General features: G+C 69.6%; 15 protein-coding genes. 4 read left to right on the plus strand and 11 right to left on the minus strand.

Going from position 1 to position 16,096, the window contains the following annotated elements:
- The first annotated feature begins 109 nt into the window (after window positions 1-109).
- Complete coding sequence (locus LZ199_RS12665) at window positions 110-769, plus strand: hypothetical protein (protein ID WP_253993932.1); 660 nt, start codon at window positions 110-112, stop codon at window positions 767-769.
- A 4-nt stretch (window positions 770-773) separates the two neighbouring features.
- On the opposite strand, the gene moaD is transcribed toward LZ199_RS12665, so the two are convergent.
- From moaD to LZ199_RS12725, 11 genes are all read right to left on the minus strand, one after another.
- Window positions 774-1,448, minus strand: coding sequence for a molybdopterin converting factor subunit 1 (moaD, locus tag LZ199_RS46685; protein WP_323389553.1), 675 nt, complete (start codon window positions 1,446-1,448; stop codon window positions 774-776).
- Entirely contained in the window at window positions 1,445-3,310 is a 1,866-nt protein-coding gene (locus LZ199_RS12680; RefSeq protein WP_253993933.1) for a PKD domain-containing protein, read from the minus strand. The genes moaD and LZ199_RS12680 overlap by 4 nt, the downstream gene beginning before the upstream one ends.
- A 6-nt stretch (window positions 3,311-3,316) precedes the next feature.
- Window positions 3,317-4,045, minus strand: a complete 729-nt coding sequence (locus LZ199_RS12685) for an MXAN_2562 family outer membrane beta-barrel protein (protein ID WP_253993934.1) — start codon at window positions 4,043-4,045, stop codon at window positions 3,317-3,319.
- Window positions 4,042-4,965 (minus strand): MXAN_2561 family MXYO-CTERM-anchored protein, encoded by a 924-nt coding sequence (locus LZ199_RS12690; RefSeq protein WP_253993935.1) that lies wholly within the window; start codon window positions 4,963-4,965, stop codon window positions 4,042-4,044. The genes LZ199_RS12685 and LZ199_RS12690 overlap by 4 nt, the downstream gene beginning before the upstream one ends.
- 126 nt (window positions 4,966-5,091) lie before the next feature.
- A complete protein-coding gene (locus LZ199_RS12695) occupies window positions 5,092-6,123 on the minus strand; it encodes an aspartate-semialdehyde dehydrogenase (protein WP_253993936.1) in 1,032 nt (343 codons plus the stop codon).
- Window positions 6,124-6,167: 44 nt separating this feature from the next.
- Window positions 6,168-6,905 (minus strand): tRNA (adenosine(37)-N6)-threonylcarbamoyltransferase complex dimerization subunit type 1 TsaB, encoded by a 738-nt coding sequence (gene tsaB / locus LZ199_RS12700; RefSeq protein WP_253993937.1) that lies wholly within the window; start codon window positions 6,903-6,905, stop codon window positions 6,168-6,170.
- A gap of 9 nt (window positions 6,906-6,914) precedes the next feature.
- Window positions 6,915-7,397 carry a septal ring lytic transglycosylase RlpA family protein gene (locus LZ199_RS12705; RefSeq protein WP_253993938.1) on the minus strand — a complete coding sequence of 161 codons (483 nt, stop codon included), beginning with the start codon at window positions 7,395-7,397 and terminating at the stop codon, window positions 6,915-6,917.
- Window positions 7,398-7,406: 9 nt separating this feature from the next.
- Entirely contained in the window at window positions 7,407-9,044 is a 1,638-nt protein-coding gene (gene rseP, locus LZ199_RS12710; RefSeq protein WP_253993939.1) for an RIP metalloprotease RseP, read from the minus strand.
- An 84-nt stretch (window positions 9,045-9,128) separates the two neighbouring features.
- Window positions 9,129-9,959 (minus strand): phosphatidate cytidylyltransferase, encoded by an 831-nt coding sequence (locus LZ199_RS12715; RefSeq protein WP_253993940.1) that lies wholly within the window; start codon window positions 9,957-9,959, stop codon window positions 9,129-9,131.
- Window positions 9,956-10,747: a polyprenyl diphosphate synthase gene (gene uppS / locus LZ199_RS12720; RefSeq protein WP_253993941.1), complete on the minus strand. Its 792-nt coding sequence runs from the start codon at window positions 10,745-10,747 to the stop codon at window positions 9,956-9,958. Before uppS ends, LZ199_RS12715 begins: the two co-directional genes overlap by 4 nt.
- 174 nt (window positions 10,748-10,921) lie before the next feature.
- On the minus strand, window positions 10,922-11,881 hold the full coding sequence (locus LZ199_RS12725) for an SDR family oxidoreductase (protein ID WP_253993942.1): 960 nt from the start codon (window positions 11,879-11,881) through the stop codon (window positions 10,922-10,924).
- A 125-nt stretch (window positions 11,882-12,006) separates the two neighbouring features.
- On the opposite strand from LZ199_RS12725, the gene LZ199_RS12730 reads away from it, so the two are divergent.
- From LZ199_RS12730 to LZ199_RS12740, 3 genes are all read left to right on the plus strand, one after another.
- Window positions 12,007-12,975, plus strand: coding sequence for a helix-turn-helix transcriptional regulator (locus LZ199_RS12730; RefSeq protein WP_253993943.1), 969 nt, complete (start codon window positions 12,007-12,009; stop codon window positions 12,973-12,975).
- Window positions 12,976-13,102: 127 nt separating this feature from the next.
- The gene (locus LZ199_RS12735) at window positions 13,103-13,924 is read left to right on the plus strand and encodes a tetratricopeptide repeat protein (RefSeq protein ID WP_253993944.1); all 822 of its coding nucleotides are present in this window, start codon (window positions 13,103-13,105) and stop codon (window positions 13,922-13,924) included.
- Entirely contained in the window at window positions 13,921-16,065 is a 2,145-nt protein-coding gene (locus LZ199_RS12740) for a putative metal-binding motif-containing protein (protein WP_253993945.1), read from the plus strand. The genes LZ199_RS12735 and LZ199_RS12740 overlap by 4 nt, the downstream gene beginning before the upstream one ends.
- The last annotated feature ends 31 nt before the right edge of the window (window positions 16,066-16,096 follow it).

The following is a 16,096-nucleotide window of genomic DNA, read 5'->3' on the forward strand; positions in this document are numbered from 1 at the left end:
CCCTCCCTCGGTTGTCCGGCAGGCGGGCGGACGTTTCATGTCCACCGGTGGGCTTCCGCACCCGATGACGCGGCCGAGAGGCGGCAGGACGCATATGCTTGCAGGCGAGATGAGCACCAAGGCGGACGGCGGGCTGTATTTCGAGCTGTACTGGGGAGAGAACCTGGCCGAGGCCTGGAGCTACGGGCCCGAGCAGGCGAAGGTGCTTGCCGCGCCCGATGAAAAGGCGCCCCTGCCCCTCTACGGCTTCACGCTGCCGGAGGAGCCGTTCCTCATGGCCGAGCGCACCGCGCGCGGTTGGCGCATCCACCTGCCACCCAACGTCCACGTGGAGCACAAGGCACGCGGCGACGCCTTCACCTCCCTGCCGGACAACCAGCGCGTCCAGGACCAGGGGCGGACCTCGGTGGCGCTCGCGGACGGCATGACGCTGCGGCTGACGGAAGGCCACCTGTCCCTGATTGTGCAGAGCTCCGTCGTGAAGGAGCGCGTCGGCCCCCTCCAGTGGAAGGACATGGGCTGGCTGGTCATCGTCGCCCTGCTCTTCCTGAGCCTCCCCGTGGGCTTCCTCCTCGCGGGCCCCACGCCGGAACGCGCCGCTGAATCCAACGCGCGCGCGCTGCAACAGGCCGCCGACAAGGAAGCCGCGCGCCGCAAGGCGATGGGCCTCGACACGCCCATGCGCCCCATCACCGACACGGAGCGCTCGCAGCAACAGACCGACGCGGGCCCGGAGGTCCACATCCCCGCGACCTTCCGCGCGCGCTGAGACGTCAGGGCCCCAGCCCGACCCAGACCTCGCCGTCCTCGAAGAACTCCTTCTTCCAGATGGGCACGTCCTGCTTGAGCCGTTCAATCGCGTGCTCACAGCCCCGGAACGCTTCCTTGCGATGCGGGGCCGCGGCGGCGATGACCACCGCCAGCTCTCCGGGCACCAGCGTGCCCACGCGGTGGACAATCGCCAGCCGCACGCCCGGCCACTGCGCCGTGGCCTCCGCGCCAATCTCCGCCAGCTTCTTCTCCGCCATGGGCGCGTAGGCCTCGTACTCCAGCCGCAGCACGCGCCGCCCCTTCGTCTGGTCGCGCACGGAGCCGCTGAACGTCACCAGCCCGCCGTACGAATCACCGCCAACCGCCTCCACCACCTCGTCCAGCCGCAACGGCCGGTCCACCACCCGGAACAGTCCGGGCGAGCCACCCGCCACGGGAGGAATCAGCGCCACCTCCGCGCCCGCGCGCACCGGCGCCTCCGCGCTCACGAACTCCTGGTCCACCGCCACGCGCAGGTGCGGCAACAGCACCGCGAGCCCTGGATGCGCCGTCGCGAGCAACCCGAGCACGTCCTTCACCGTCGCGCCCTCGGGCACCTCCACGGACTCACGCGCCCTTCCCGTCCGCTCACGCGCGGCGGCGAAGTACAGCACCGTGACGCTGCCCCCCGCACTCACTGCCAACCTCGTCCCGTCCGCGCATCCTCGCGAAGCCGCAGCTCGCCCTTGAGCCGCGCGCCCCCTTCGGCGAGCGAGAAGTCCAGGAAGGCCGAGTCCAGCGGGGTGACGCCCTCCAGCACCGCCTTGACGAGCGCCTGGGCGGACGCGAGCCGCTCCGGCGACACCCCGGGCACGGACTGCTGCGCGTCCAGGTCCGCGCGGAGCTGGCCCAGGTCCGCCATCACCGCCGTGTGCCCGGCGCCGAACGCCTCACCGCCCAGCCGCTCGCGCAGGGCACGGCCCACGTCGCCACGCGGCCGGCCGTCCAGCGACTCGCCCGCGACGAGCGTCGCCCGGTCCGGCCCCACCTTCAGCTCGAGGGGATACCCCCGCATCATCGTCCGGTAGACCTTGCCTCCGGGGACCTTCTCCGCACTGAAGCGCAGCGACGTGCCCTCCAGCCGCGCATCGAGCAGCCGCAGCACCGGCTCCGCCGACGTGAGGCCCGCGTCGATGAGCAGCGTGCCCTTGGGTTCCGGGCGCTGCTTCTGGACGAAGTTGCGCAGGAACGCGGGCGCGTCGAAGTACACCAGCATGGCCACGTCGCCGCGCAGCGCCTTCAAGAGCGCCTCCGCGTCCAGCCCCCGCGAGCGCCAGCGCTCCACGGTGCGCTCCCGGTGCGGCGAACCCGGCGCGCCGAACACCAGCTTCGCCAGCTCCTCCGGAGGCACGGAGAGCTGCGCGGCGGCCACCGGCCCCAGCGCGCTGTCCCGAAGCAGCGCCGACGCGGGAGCATCCGCGCCCTGCAACAACGGCCGCGTGGACGACAGGAAGCCATCCAACGACAGGCGCTCCGGCTGCACCGTCACCGACGCGAAGAACCCACGCACCGGCCCCGCCTCCTCCCCTTCCTCGTCCCGCTGCAGCGCGCCCGAGTACAGGTAGACATTGCCCTCGGCCACCTTCGGCCGCAGCTCCGTCAGCAGCGTGGCCTCGGAGAGCCCGGGGCCGGACAGGCCCTTCACCGCGCGGCGCGCCACCTCCACGTCGCCCACCACCGCCGGAGCCTCCTCGGCCTGGGCCAGCACCTCCAGCGTCTCGCCCGGCTCGGGCTCCGCGTCGTCATCCGCGCTGTCCGGAATCGCGAGGTACAGATAGCCCCGGTCGACGAATAGCAGCATCGCCGCGCTGGAGTCCAGGGGCATCACGCGCATGGCGCCGTCCCCGGTGGGAGTCACGTCGTGCCCCACGCCCTCCAGCTCCTTCGCCACCGCCGCCAGCGCCGCCTCGGGCTCCGTCACGCCCAGGAGCGCCACCACGCCGTCGAACGCGGGCACCATGAAGAGGCCAAAGCCCTCCTCGGGGTCCACCACGCTGCCGGAGCCGTTGGTCAGGCTGCTCAGCACGAGCGACACCAGCGGAGCCTCCCGCAGCGCCTGCTCCGCGTCGTCGGGGCCGACGAGCCGCTCGTAGAAGTCCACCAGCGGCTCCACGTTTCCCTGCAGCCGGGGCACCCACAAGAGCGAGCGCGCATCCGAAGGCACCGCGCGCAGCAGCGGACGCGGCACCACGGTGAGCCGCACGGTGCCGACCTCCTGGCCCTCGTGCAGCGCCCGAACCGTGTACGTGCCCGCGCGCGCGAAGGCATGCGACAGCCGCGTGCCCTGCGACGCGGGCGTCCCGTCACCGGGCTCCCAGGTGAGGGCCTGCGCCCCCGCCTCGCCCGAGCCCAGCTCCACGGGCACGCCCGCTTCCACGGTGCGGTCCGCGCCCAGGTCCGCCCGGACGACGCGCCGGCAACCGGAGGCCCAGGGGCCCACGGCGACCATCAAGAGGAGGAGCGCGACGAACGGGCGGAAGGAGCGCGGAAAAAGCGGCATCCGCCGCTAATAGTCCAGCGCGAGTCCGAACATCCAGCGTCGGCTGGAGAGCACGAAGCCCGGCTTGCCGAAATTGTCCACATCCGAGTAGGTGTACTCGGCGAACAGGTAGCTGTGGTTGATGCCCAGCCCGGAGTCGAAGTCGCGCGCGAAGCGCGGCTGCAGCACGTCCAGCAGGAAGGACACCCCGCCCGTCGCGCCCCAGCCCCACTTGCCGCCCTTGGCGGGGATGCCGTCGACCACTTCGTCGTCGGTGCCCTTCGTCACCCACCACGGCGAATAGATGAGGCCCAGCTTGCCGTACGGCACCAGCGGGATTCCCCACTCGAAGGCGGCGTAGTCGAACTTGTAGAAGAGGTTGAGCCCGAGCGGCACGACCTTCAGCGCCGTCTGCTCCGCCGCGTCGACTCCGCTCTCGAGCTTCGCCGCCGCGTACTTCTCTCCGTAGCCGGCCGACACACCCACGCCCGCGGTGCCGATGCCCTGGTAGAAATAGCGCTGCAGCTCCAGCTCCACGAGCAGGAGTGACGAATCACCGAACGTGTCCTTGAACGGCGTCTTCCCGTTGAGCGCCTTCTCGTCGTCCAACAACGGCTTGTAGCCGCCCACACGGACGATGATGCCGCCGCTGCGAGGCGACTCGAACTGCTCGGTCGACACCACTCCGACGTCCTGCGCCCATGCCGGCAGCGCCGCGACCATCATGGCCACACTCACGGCCCATGCCCGACTCATGACAGCTTCCTCCTCGACATCATCCAGAACCCCAGGGCCGCCACCACCGCGCCCAGCGCGAGCCCACCACCGCCCGCTCCACACCCGCCCGTCTCCTGACCACCCGCCTCGCGATAGGCCGCGTAGAACCCGTTGCTCGGAATCGGCTCGCCGGTCGCGAGGGTCGACGGATCGCTCTGATTGCCCGCCTTGTCGATGGCATAGGCGAACACGCCGTACAGCTTGCCGTTCTCCAAGCCTTCCATCCGGAACACCGTGTTATCGGTGGTCTGGACCTTCGACACCTTCTCTGCGCCTGCGGTGGGCGTGCCGCCGTCGTCTCCGCTCTGCACGAGCTCCACCACCTGCACCTTCATCTGCGACGTGTCACCAGGCACCGTCACACTGACGCTCAGCGCGCTGTCCAGCCCCGTCACGGTCGGAACCGCTGGCGCCAGGGGAGCGACCGGGTCCAGGGTGAAGACGATGGTCGGCGTGCCGACGCCGGAGGCCGTATCGTCACAGGCCAGAAGCGAGTCCTGCTTCTTCGTCGACGCACAGACCCTGTAGCTCTTGTTCGTCGCCTGGGTGTCGCAAGAAAGGTTGGGGGTCGCGGCGAGCGCGTCGCTCATCTTCAGTTCGAGCGTGCCGGACAGGGTCGTCGTGTTGTTTTGGGGCACCTCCTCGGAATCGAGCACCAGGTCCCCATCTCCCGGATCCCCCGAACAGTTGCTGTCCGACGACAGCCAGAAGACGAGCGAGCTGCACGGAAGAGTCCCCGTCCTCGACCAGGTGACGGTCCTTGTGTCGCCACAGGTGGCTTTGGAGACAACGATTTCGGTGCCCTGGGAGGCGCCGGGGACTGCGAAGTTCACGACCGGGGCCGTCTGCCCCAGGGCGGTCGACGCGAAGAGCAAGAGCACGGCGAATGTGAGGCGCATGGGTAAACCGCAGGCTAGCAAGCGGGAGGCCACACTCAAATCGTTCCCGCATGCCTACTTTTGGCCCTCGCGGGCCGTCCTGGAGAGCCAAACAGGCAGGACGGCCGCGGCCCTTGTGCCAATTTGTCAGACGGCGCGCTCAGCCAGCTTGAGGCCGGCCTCCACCAGGTTGAGGGCGGCGCCCCGGGTGGCGTTGTCCACGGCGGCGAAGAGCGTCACCCACTCCGGGGCCTGGGGGAAGGCGCGCACCCGGCCCACGTGCACCGTGGGGTCCGACGTGACGAGCATGGGCATGGGGTAGATGCGCTCACCGGGGGTGTCCAGCACCTTGAGGGCGGGCGACGTCTTCAGGGCCGCGCGCACCTGCTCCACCGGGCCCGCCTTCTTGAGCTGCACGTTGAGGGTGAGGCCGTGGCCGTAGAAGCTGGGCACCTGCACCGCGGTGCCGGCGAGCACGGGCGCATCCCCCCGCGTCGTCGCGAACAGCCGCGCGGCCTCCAGCGTCCAGCCGCCCTCCTCCTCCGTCCACGGAGAGCCCACCATGAAGCCGCCCACCTGCGGCACCAGGTTGTAGCCCACGCGGTGCGGGAAGACGCTCGGGTCCGGCTCGCGCCCGGACATCAAATCCGCGGTCTGCTTCTCCAGCTCCGCCACGCCGCGCACGCCCGCGCTGGACACGCTCATCATCGCCGTCACCTGCGCGCGCACCACGCCGAAGGCCCGACGCAAGGGCTCGATGACGTGCACGGAGGCCGTCGTCACCGCGCTGGGCAGGCACACCATGCGCCCCTTCATCGTCGCGCCCAACAGCTCCGTGTTGAAGCCCGGCAGCACCAGCGGGACGTTGCCGTCTCCGCGAAAGGCGGAGCTGACATCCACCACCCACGCGCCCGCGGCCTGCGCGGCCGGAGCCAGCGTGCGGGACGCCTCCGCGGGCGTGGCCAGCAGCACCAGGCCCATGCCCCGGAAGGCCTCGGGCACGGCGCGCTCCACGTCCAGCGAGTCCTCGCCGTACTCCACCGACAGGCCCTTCGAGCGCTCGGAGCCGAAGGCATGCACCTGCTCCGCGGGCACGTCGCGCGCGTGCAGCGCGGCCAACACCTCACGGCCCACCACGCCCGTGGCGCCCACCACGGCAATCTTGAAATCGTCTTTCATCGCGCGTCCTTTGGCATCGCCCGAGCGCGTGAGCGCCGGACGCTTCAGTCGTCCTTCAACCGCGCCGTGGGCACCGGCCCCGGCAGCGGAGGGAACTTGGGGTTTCGCTCCGGCTCGGAGGCGCGCACGTAGTGCGGCTCCATGGCGAAGAGCGCCTCCAGCGAGAACGTCTCCGGCATGCGCGCAAGCCGCGTCAGCTCCACCGCCGAGGGGAACTCCGCCCCCGAAAGCAGTCGCTCCGGCGCCACGCCGTGGGACACCAGCGCCGCGCGGTAGTCCACCAACGCCGGCCCCAGCGCCACCGCCCGGGGCTCCTCGGCCATGCGCGCGGCCACGTCCTTGGGCGACATGGCCGTCTCCGGCTCCAGCGCCTCCACGGTGGTGCCGCGCCGGACGTAGGCGCCCAGGTACAGGTCGTCCTTGCGCGCCACCGCGAGGCAATACAGCGGCACGTCCTCCGGGCCCTCCAGCGCCACGGCCGCCAGCGAGGACGCGCCGGCCACCTTGAGGCCCGTCGCGTACGCCAGCGACTTCACCGTGGCCAGGCCGATGCGCAGCCCCGTGAAGGAGCCGGGGCCCAGGCCCACCACGAGCCCCTCCAGCTCCGCCAGCTTGAGGCCATGACGGGCCAGCAACTCACCGACGACACCGGGCAGGGCCTCGCTCTGCTTCACGGGCGGGCGCACCACGGAGTGCTCCACCGCGCGCACGGCGCCGTCCGGACCGCGCTCCACCAGGGCGAGCGACATCGTCAGCGTGGAGGTGTCCAGCGCGAGGAACATGGGCGCTCCCTACACCGGCGCGGCCCACATTGCGCGGGGAATCTCCGACACGGCGTCCTTGCAGCGATACAGCCGCACGCGCACCACGCCCTTGTCCAACATGCCCAGCTTGGAGGCGGCGGCCTTCGAGACGTCGATGATGCGCCCGTCCACGTACGGCCCCCGGTCATTCACGCGGACCTGCACGGAGCGGCCGTTCTCCATGTTCACCACGCGCAGGCACGCACCGAAGCGCTCCTTGCGGTGCGCGGCCGTCAGCTCGTTCTGGTTGAAGCGCTCCCCGCTCGCGGTGGGACGGCCGTGCAGCCCCGGGCCGTAGAACGAGGCCAGCCCCTCGCCCACGTAGGAGCGCGGCATCTGCTCGCGCCTCGTCACGCCCGGAGACGACGGCGAGGGGTTCGACTCCTCGCGCGAGTCCGGCTTCGCCGCGCGCGACGCGCAGCCGGTGGCAAGGCCCAGCGCCAGCAGGATGACGACGGTGCTCGCGCGCATGGGTCCTCTCTAGCGGGTGATGTCGTTGGTGAAGACCAGGAGCATCAACAGGATGAGCAGCGCCAGGCCCACCATGTTTGCGGCCTCGCGCACGCGCACCGGAATGGGGCGGCGGCGGATGCCCTCCCACGCGGCGGACAGCAGCGCGAACCCGTCCAGCACGGGGATGGGCAACAGGTTCATCACCCCCAGGTTGATGGAGATGATGGCCATCAGGTTGAGGAAGGAGTCCAGCCCCTGCTCCGCGCTGCGGGCCGCCAGCTGGTACATCATGATGGGCCCGCCCACCGTGCTCAGCGGCACGTCGCGGGTGATGAGCCCCCCGAGCACCTTCACCATCTGCCCGACAATCTTCGGCACGACGACGGCCGCCTGCTTCAGCGCCGCCGCGGGCCCCAGGTGCACCGTCACCTCGTCCGCCTTGGCCACATCCGCGTCCACCAGCGTCCAGCCGCGCGCGCCCAGGGCCAGCTTGGAGAGCTGCTGCCCCATGGCGTCCTCCACCATCAGCGGCGCCTGCGAAATCGTCTGCGTGTGCTCTCCGTCCGCGCTCCGCCACGTCAGCGAGAAGGGCTTGGCCTCGGCGCCGCTGAGCTTCACCTCCAGCAGCCGGAAGGACGCGAGCGCCTCGCCGTCGAGCGAGATGATGCGGTCACCCTGCTTGAGCCCGGCCTTCTCGGCCGCGCTGCCGGGCATCACCATCGCCACGTACTGGTCCGCCGGCTCCGCGCCCAGCGCCGCCAGGCCCGCGCCGGGCTGACGCGGCACCGTCACCTCCACCACCCGGGCCACCTGCCCCTGCACCACGCCCGCCGCCACGGTGTCCATGCGTCGCACCACGACCTTGAGCGGCTCGCCCTCCGGGTGCCGGCCCAGCTCCTGGTACAGCCGCGCCTCGTCCGGGACGCTGGCGCCGTTGACGCTCAGCACGCGGTCGAACGTGCGCAGTCCCGCGGTCTCCGCCACGGAACCCGGGGGCACGCCCACCAGCGGCGGCTTGGCCAGCGGCAGCACACCGATGAGGCCCCGCTCCACCGTGTCGATGGGCGACGTCTCCGTGTTCTTGATGGGCTTCACCGTCAACGTCACCGGCTGGCCGTCGCGCTCCACGACGATGGGAATCGCCCGCTCGAAGCGCCCGACGAAGGTGTCCCGCATGTCGTCGAAGGTGCGCACCGACTCGCCCTCCACGGACAGCACCCGGTCTCCGGGGCGCATGCCGGCGGCGGCGGCGGGCATTCCGGGCTCCACGTAGCCCACCAGGGTGGACGTGGCCTGGTGCGGGCCGAGGAACACGAAGAAATAGACGATGACGGGGAAGATGAGGTTGAAGGCCGGCCCCGCCAGGACGATGAGGCCGCGCTTCCAGGGGGGCTGGGCCAGAAAACCGCGCTTGGCCTCCTCCGGGCTCAGCTCTTCATGGGGCAGGTCCCCCGCCATCTTCACGAAGCCGCCCAGGGGCAGGATGGCGATCTGATACTCCGTCTCGCCCTTCACGAAGCCGATGAGCTTGGGCCCGAAGCCGATGGAGAACTTGAGGACCTTCACCCCGCAGGCTTTCGCCACGAGGAAATGGCCGAGCTCGTGCACTGTCACGAGCACGCCAAGCAGGAGGATGAAGAACCCCAGGTTCTGAAGTGAGGGCATGGCGGCAACAGTAATCGTGAGCCCCCGGACGGACAACGCACATCCGGGCCCGCCAGCCAGGCGGGCGAGCGAAATCTCACGATTCTACGGCAACAGGCCGCGCACGAACTGCACGTAGACGAACACCAGGGGGGCGTTGAAGAGCAGCGCGTCGATGCGGTCCAACACCCCGCCGTGTCCCGGAATCAGGAATCCCGAGTCCTTCACGCCATAGGCGCGCTTGAGCATGGACTCGCACAGGTCGCCCACGGGGCCGAGCAGGCCGCCGGCGATTCCCAGCAGCACGCAGTCCCACACGGTGAAGACGGGGAAGAAGAACCCCCGGGCGATGAACATGCCGCCCACCGAGCCGACCATGCCGCCGAAGAAGCCCTCCCACGTCTTGTTCGGGCTCACCTCGGGGTACAGCTTGTGGCGCCCCATGAAGCGGCCGAAGAAGTAGGCGGCGGTGTCGTTGGCCCACGTAATCGTCAGCGCGCAGATGACCCACGCGAGGCCATGGTCCGGGAGCAGCCGCAGGGCGGACAGGGCGGTGAGGCCCACGGCGCCGTAGAGGAAGCCGTTGACCAGGTGGGCCGTGCGCGTGGGGGCCTCCGCGAGCGGGCCCTTGAACAGGTGGAATATCCACGCGAAGAACGAGAAGACGACGGTGAGCCAGAAGGCCGTCTCTCCCGTGCGCGCGGCGTCCTTGAGCGGCAGGAACGGCATCACCGCGGCGAAGGCCATGCCCACCCAGGCGGCGGCGTTCAGCCGCTTCTGGACGATGAGGTAGTACTCGCCCACGCACGCCGCGGCGGCGAGGCCCAACAGGCCCGCGCTCCACACACCGCCGAGGAAGAGCAGCAACACCACGAGCGGCAGCAGCGTCAACGCCGTCACGATGCGCACGACGAGGTTCTTGTTCTTGTCGTTCACGCCTTGGCCCGCTGGGGGGTGTCCTCCCGCTTGACCTGCGCGGAAGTGAGACCGAAGCGCCGCTCTCGCTGCTGGTACTGAGACACGCAGCGGAGAAACTCGTCGGTGCGGAAGTCCGGCCAGAGGGCGTCGGTGAAGCACAGTTCCGCGTACGCCATCTGCCAGAGCAGGAAGTTGGACACGCGCTGCTCGCCGCTGGTGCGCACCACCAGGTCCAGCGGGGGCAGCCCGTTCGTCCACAGGAAGGACTCGAAGTCGGCCTGTTCCACCCGGTCCGCCAACAGCTCGCCCCGGGAGATGGCCTCCGCCATCCGGCTGGCGGCGTGGAGGATCTCCTCCCGGCCGCCGTAGGACAGCGCCAGCGACAGCACCATGCCGGTGTTGTGCGCCGAATCGGTGATGAGCCTGTCCAGCGGCTCGCGAACGAACCGGGGCAGGCGCCCCACGTCACCCACCGCGTTCAGGCGGATGCCGTTGTCGAGGATTTCAGCCCGCTCGCGCTCCAGGTAGTCGCGCAGGAGGTCCATCAGCCCGGCGACCTCTTCGGCGGGGCGGGCCCAGTTCTGTGAGGAAAAGGCGTAGAGAGTCAGAGCCTGGATGCCCACGCGACGGGCGGTGCGGGTCACCTCGCGCACACTGGAGCTCCCCTCGCGGTGGCCCTCCAGCCGGTCCAGACCCCGCGACTCCGCCCACCGACCGTTGCCATCCATGATGATGCCCACGTGGCGCGGCACGGGCCGGGCCTTGACCTGATTTTCGAGGGCGGAAACCACTAGGGGGCGTTCCATTCGAGCCGCGCACCCTACCGGCGGCGAGGGGCCACGTCCACGAGCGCGTGGCCCAACCGTCGCCCGAGCCCCCTGGCCGGTCGCCTGCCCGGTGCGAGCGGCCCGGGACTCCCGGGCCATGTAGGCCCAGGTGGGCGGGCTCGCCGGTGCGGGCGGGGTGCGGGGGCGTGGGGCTCACTCGAGGGGCCAGTTGGGCCGGACGATGTCGATGGGGCTGTTGTGCCACGAGGCGTAGGCGGCGGCGTTGGCGACGCTGTAGGGCGCGCGGTAGGTGCGCTCGAAGTGGTCGGCCCAGTGGGGCTGGGAGCCGTCCAAATCGGTGAAGCCGTACTCGCGGGCCAGGGCCCAGGAGCTGTGGACGGCGCCGGCCTTGGTGGCGACGTTCGGGTCGGCGGCGAGCGCGGCGACGGCGCGGCCGACGTAGGCCGGGGACTCGGAGGCGATGAAGTCGGGCTCCACTTTCGCGCCGTCGCGCCAGGTGGCCTCGGTGACGCCGAAGTTCTCCAGCATCTCCTCGGAGCGCAGGAAGCCGGGCGTCACGGCGAGCGCGGTGACGCGGGTGCGGCGCAAGTCACGTGACATGGCGAAGGCCAGCCGGATGACGCTCATCTTCACGACATCGTAGTTGACGCTGCCCCGGTAGCCGAAGTGGTCGCCGTCGGTGATTTCGACGACGAGGCCCCGCTCCTGCTCCAGCATGAGCGGCACGGCGTGGCGACTGGTGATGATGTGGGTGAGCACGGCCCGCTCCAGCATGGTGCGCGCGTGGTCAGGGGACTGCTTCCAGAAGGGCACGCCGAAGTCGGAGATGTTGTCGCAGCCCCAGATGTCGTTCACCAGGATGTCGAGCCGCCCCTGCTCCTTCTGGATGCGCTCGCACAGGGCGGCGACCTCCTCGGTGACGGTGTGGTCGCACCGGATGGCGATGCCGTGTCCGCCCAGCGCGGTGACCTGCTCGGCGGTCTCTTCGATGGTCTCCGGGCGCTTTGACCCGGAGGCGGGACGGCCCCGCGTGCTGCGGCCCGTGCAGTACACGGTGGCACCGGCCTCGCCGAGCCTCGTGGCGATTCCCCTGCCCGCGCCCCGCGTGGCTCCAGCGACCAGGGCGATGCGTCCTTCGAGTGGCTTCTTCATGGTGTCTCTCCTCGGACCGGCGGTGGTGGGGTGTGGACTGGCCGGTGATGGGAACACCCTACGGAGGGAATCATGACACCTGTTGTCATGATGGCCCGCGTACAGTGCACGGTGGGGTTTCCGACATGCGCGCCGACCGACTCGTCAGCCTGATGATGTTGTTGCAGACCCGTCCGAAGCGGACGGCGGGACAGCTCGCGCGCGAGCTCCAGGTCTCCGAGCGGACCATCCACCGGGACCTCGACGCGCTGTCGGCGTCCGGCGTGCCGGTGTACGCGACGCGCGGCTCGGCGGGAGGCGTCTCGCTGCTCGAAGGGTGGAAGACGCAGCTCACGGGACTGACGCGCGCGGAGCTGCAGGCGCTGGCGGCGATGAGCGCCACGCCGGGAGGACTGGGCGACCTGGGCCTGTCCGCGCCGCTGAGCAGCGGGCTGGTGAAGCTGGCGGCGGCGCTGCCGGCGTTGCAGCAACCCGCGCTGGAGTACGCGCGACAGCGGCTGCACGTGGATGCGTCAGGCTGGTTCACGGAGCGGGAGTCGGTGCCCTATCTGGAGGTGCTGCGCGAGGCGGCGTGGCTGAACCGGAAGGTGTCGCTGACGTATCGGGACTTCGACGGGAAGCGCGGGCGGCGCCAGGTGGACCCATACGCGCTCGTGCTCAAGGCGGACCGCTGGTACCTGGTCGGCGGGACGGAGAAGGGAGTGCGGGTGTACCGGGGCTCGCGAATCGAAGGAGCAAGACCGCGAGAGGAGACCTTCGAGCGGCCCGCGCGGTTCGACTTGCCCGCGTTCTGGCGGGAGTGGTGCGCGCGCTTCGCGGAGAAAAGGGCCCAGTATGAAGTGACGGTGCGGCTGACGACCGAAGCGGAGGCGGCCTTGCGACGGATTCGTCCGCCCGCGGACGCGCCACGGTTCGACACGGGGACGGTGGAGGACGGGCGAAAGACTGTCGTCGTGGACTTCGAGCGGGAGTCCATCGCGCTGGGACAGCTCTTCGAGGTGGGGAGCGGCTTCGAGGTGGTGGAACCAGCGTCGCTGCGCACCCGAATGGTTGTCTTGGCAACAGGGGTCCTCGCGGCGCATCCACACACGTAGACGGATGCGCTGCGGTCCCGCCCTCGTAAGGCCTTGCGTCGACACAGCCCTCTCACAGGAACTCATGCTATCGTTGCCAAGCATGGATAAGCCCTCATTCCCAAGACTTATCAGTGTCATCCCACTGATGAGTCTCACACTGGCCCTCGCTGGAGAGGCCACGGCGCAGCCGGTCGTCTCGCGGGCGATGCTGATTGCCGCCGCGCCCGATGCCTTTCAGGGACGGATGCGCGACGCGGCACGGCTCTACGAGGAGCTGGAATACGAACAGGCATTGCTCGCGCTCGCGGATGCCAAGGTCCTGGCGAAGACAGAGGACGAGCGAGCCGACGCGTTGATCTACCAAGGACTGGTGCTGGCGGACCTGGGCCAGCGACCCAAGTCCCTCCTGGCCTTTCGCCAGGGATTGACGTTGCGTCCCCTGGCCTCGCTTCCCGTGAAGGTGTCCCCCAAGGTGCAACGCGACTTCGAGGACGTGCGCCAGGAGGTGACGAGGGCCCGTGCGCAAACCAAGCCTGGCGGTGGGGACGGCACCGCTTCCGTCGCCACGCCGGAGACGGAGGTTTCTCTCTCGGATCGCCCGGAGCGACCCGCCCAGGAGGTCCCCGAGCTGGCCCTGGTGCCGCTCCATCCCACAGAGGCAACGGAGCTGCGGCTGGAGCCCACGAGCGACTCGCGGTCTCGGCTCCGCCCCATCTCGATGGTCCTCGCGGGGGCGGGGCTCGTGGCGGGCGGGGTCGGGAGCTACTTCGGACTTCGCTCCCAGGGAAACATCCAGGATGCCCGCGCATCCGCCGTGGTCGACACACAGAACAAGCACCTGGACTCGGCCCGGGGTCAGGCCCTCGCCGCCAATGTGCTGTTCGGTGTGGCGGTCACCTCCGTCGCGGGCGCGGTCATCACCTACTTCACCGGCTCCACACCCGAGAACGAGGAAGTGCATCCATGATGCGCCCTGCCCTCCTGTGCCTGCTGTTCGCCACGTCATGCACCGTGCCGAGCCTCGACGAGCTGTATGCCTGCGATGAGTCGCTCGACCTCGCGCGGGTATTCGAGGGCGGCCCCGCCCATGCCGTGCTGGGCGACGACTACTCCTGTCGACGCGTCAACCTCACCGTGTCCTTCGAGGGCTTCATCCCCGGCTGTGTTCGCGTCAGTGCGCGGAATGGCGCGAGTGATGCGGCCTTCTCGACGGAGTTCTCGCGAGAGGACCTCCCAGGAAGCAGTGGCGCCACCAGCCTCACCCTTCGGGTGGCCGTGCTTCCGTCCAAGAACTGGGGACCCAACCTCCAGGTGGAGGCCCGTGCCTTCGCGGAAGGTTGCACGGGGCACCTCATCAGCAGCATCAACGCGAACGTTACGGTGACCCACGAGCAGGTGGTTCCCTTCACGCTCCGCATCCAGGGCGTGGATGAGGACCAGGATGGTTACATCGCCACGAGCGCGGGTGGAACGGATTGTCGCGATGACCGGTCCGACATCAACCCTGGCGTGGTGGAGCGATGCAATGAGGTGGACGACAACTGCGACGGCATCAGCGACTCGGTCCACTTCCAGTTGGGCCATGCCTGCACGGCGTCGGTGGACTGCGCTGGCGTGTTCCGCTGCAACCTGACGGACAGCATCCAGTACTGCGACACCCCGCCCAGCAGGAACGTGTATCGGGACGAAGACCAGGACGGCCATGGGAAGAAGGACTCCATGCCCCTCGCCGTCTGCGGCCTCACGCCCACCGGCTACACCAACGCGGCTCCGGATGACTGCAACGACACGAACCCCAATATCCGCCCGGGGCTCACCGACCTCTGCGACACCGTAGACAACAACTGCGACGGAGAACTGAACGAAGGTTTCCCTACGCTCTACACGGCATGCACGGATTCGTTCCAATGCCAGGGAACCCACCAGTGCAACGGGCTCCAGACGGCGGTGGAGTGCGTGACGTCATCGGTGGCCACGTATTGGGCCCCGGACGAGGACGGTGACGGCTTCGGGAGCACCAGTGGCGCAGTGCAGTCCTGTGTGAAGCCCGAGGGCCTCTACGTCGCCAACAACACGGACTGCAACGACGGCAACCCGCGGACCTACCCCGGCGCGCCCGAGCTATGCGACGACCTGGACAACGACTGCGACGGCCAGAAGGAACGCACGAGCCTGTGTCCGGGAGGAGTGAGTCCCACGTGGGCTGGAAACACGGTGGGCAACATCAGCCAGACGTGGCTCTCGGCCTCCTCCTGGGTTCAGGGCGGCGTCTGGGTTGGTGGCGCCGACAACCGTCTGGCACGACTCCTCCCCGCGCAGGTGTCGTTCACCGTCCTCTCGAGCATCAATTGCGGCGCGGCGGAGTCGGCGTGGACCAGCGTCTGGGCGGACCCTGGCTCAGGCCGAGCGTGGATTGGCTCCATCGATGGGAGGAAGGCCTGGCAAGATCCCGCGGCTTCGACCTGCGCCCTGCGGCATGACGACGACCTGTGGGTCTACGGCATGGTGGGAGTGCGGCACAACAACAACCTCTCACTCTACGGCGCGACCGCCAGCCTGTCTTCGAACGAAGGCGCGGGCTTCGTTTGGAGCGAAGTCGGGGCTCCAGTCTACAACCACGTCGACAACAACTTTCACTATGTCTACGACGTGCATGGAGCGACGGCGGACACCGTCTTTCTCGCGGGAGGTCCTGCGACGGACGCGCGCATCTATCGCTTCGACCAGAACACCGGTTGGTGGCAGACCGAGGCCGTGGAGGACGTCGCACCAGACCTCGACACGCTCCGGGGAATCTGGGTGGCGAACGGGCGGGTTGCCTTCGCCGTGGGGGACTCCGGCACCGTCCTGCGTTGGCACCTGGGACAATGGACCAGGCTGCCGTTTCCCAACACGCATGACCTGACCTCGGTCATCGCCTTTGGCGCGGCGTCCGCCTATGCGACCTGCGCGAGCGGACACATCTATCGTTACGATGGAGCTGCCTGGCAGCAGATCCATTCCACGGGCGGAACGCGCCTCAACGACATCACAGGCACCGGCCCCGATGACCTCTGGGTCGTGGGCAACAGTGGCCGAATCCTCCACTGGCCCTCCTGGCCACAGTGAGCCCCGTGGCCCCCTTCGGGTCCACCGGGAG

Origin of the sequence: Myxococcus qinghaiensis (assembly GCF_024198215.1) — a bacterium.
In the GTDB taxonomy this organism is placed as follows: Bacteria; Myxococcota; Myxococcia; order Myxococcales; family Myxococcaceae; genus Myxococcus; species Myxococcus qinghaiensis.

Coding starts and splice junctions, on each gene's coding strand:
- uppS (WP_253993941.1), bottom strand. CDS start 10,747: ATGGAACGCCCCCTAGTGGTTTCCGCCCTCGAAAATCAGGTCAAGGCC.
- LZ199_RS12730 (WP_253993943.1), top strand. CDS start 12,007: ATGCGCGCCGACCGACTCGTCAGCCTGATGATGTTGTTGCAGACCCGT.
- LZ199_RS12695 (WP_253993936.1), bottom strand. CDS start 6,123: ATGAAAGACGATTTCAAGATTGCCGTGGTGGGCGCCACGGGCGTGGTG.
- LZ199_RS12740 (WP_253993945.1), top strand. CDS start 13,921: ATGATGCGCCCTGCCCTCCTGTGCCTGCTGTTCGCCACGTCATGCACC.
- LZ199_RS12725 (WP_253993942.1), bottom strand. CDS start 11,881: ATGAAGAAGCCACTCGAAGGACGCATCGCCCTGGTCGCTGGAGCCACG.
- LZ199_RS12665 (WP_253993932.1), top strand. CDS start 110: ATGAGCACCAAGGCGGACGGCGGGCTGTATTTCGAGCTGTACTGGGGA.
- LZ199_RS12705 (WP_253993938.1), bottom strand. CDS start 7,397: ATGCGCGCGAGCACCGTCGTCATCCTGCTGGCGCTGGGCCTTGCCACC.
- LZ199_RS12685 (WP_253993934.1), bottom strand. CDS start 4,045: ATGAGTCGGGCATGGGCCGTGAGTGTGGCCATGATGGTCGCGGCGCTG.
- tsaB (WP_253993937.1), bottom strand. CDS start 6,905: ATGTTCCTCGCGCTGGACACCTCCACGCTGACGATGTCGCTCGCCCTG.
- LZ199_RS12690 (WP_253993935.1), bottom strand. CDS start 4,965: ATGCGCCTCACATTCGCCGTGCTCTTGCTCTTCGCGTCGACCGCCCTG.
- LZ199_RS12680 (WP_253993933.1), bottom strand. CDS start 3,310: ATGCCGCTTTTTCCGCGCTCCTTCCGCCCGTTCGTCGCGCTCCTCCTC.
- LZ199_RS12735 (WP_253993944.1), top strand. CDS start 13,103: ATGAGTCTCACACTGGCCCTCGCTGGAGAGGCCACGGCGCAGCCGGTC.
- rseP (WP_253993939.1), bottom strand. CDS start 9,044: ATGCCCTCACTTCAGAACCTGGGGTTCTTCATCCTCCTGCTTGGCGTG.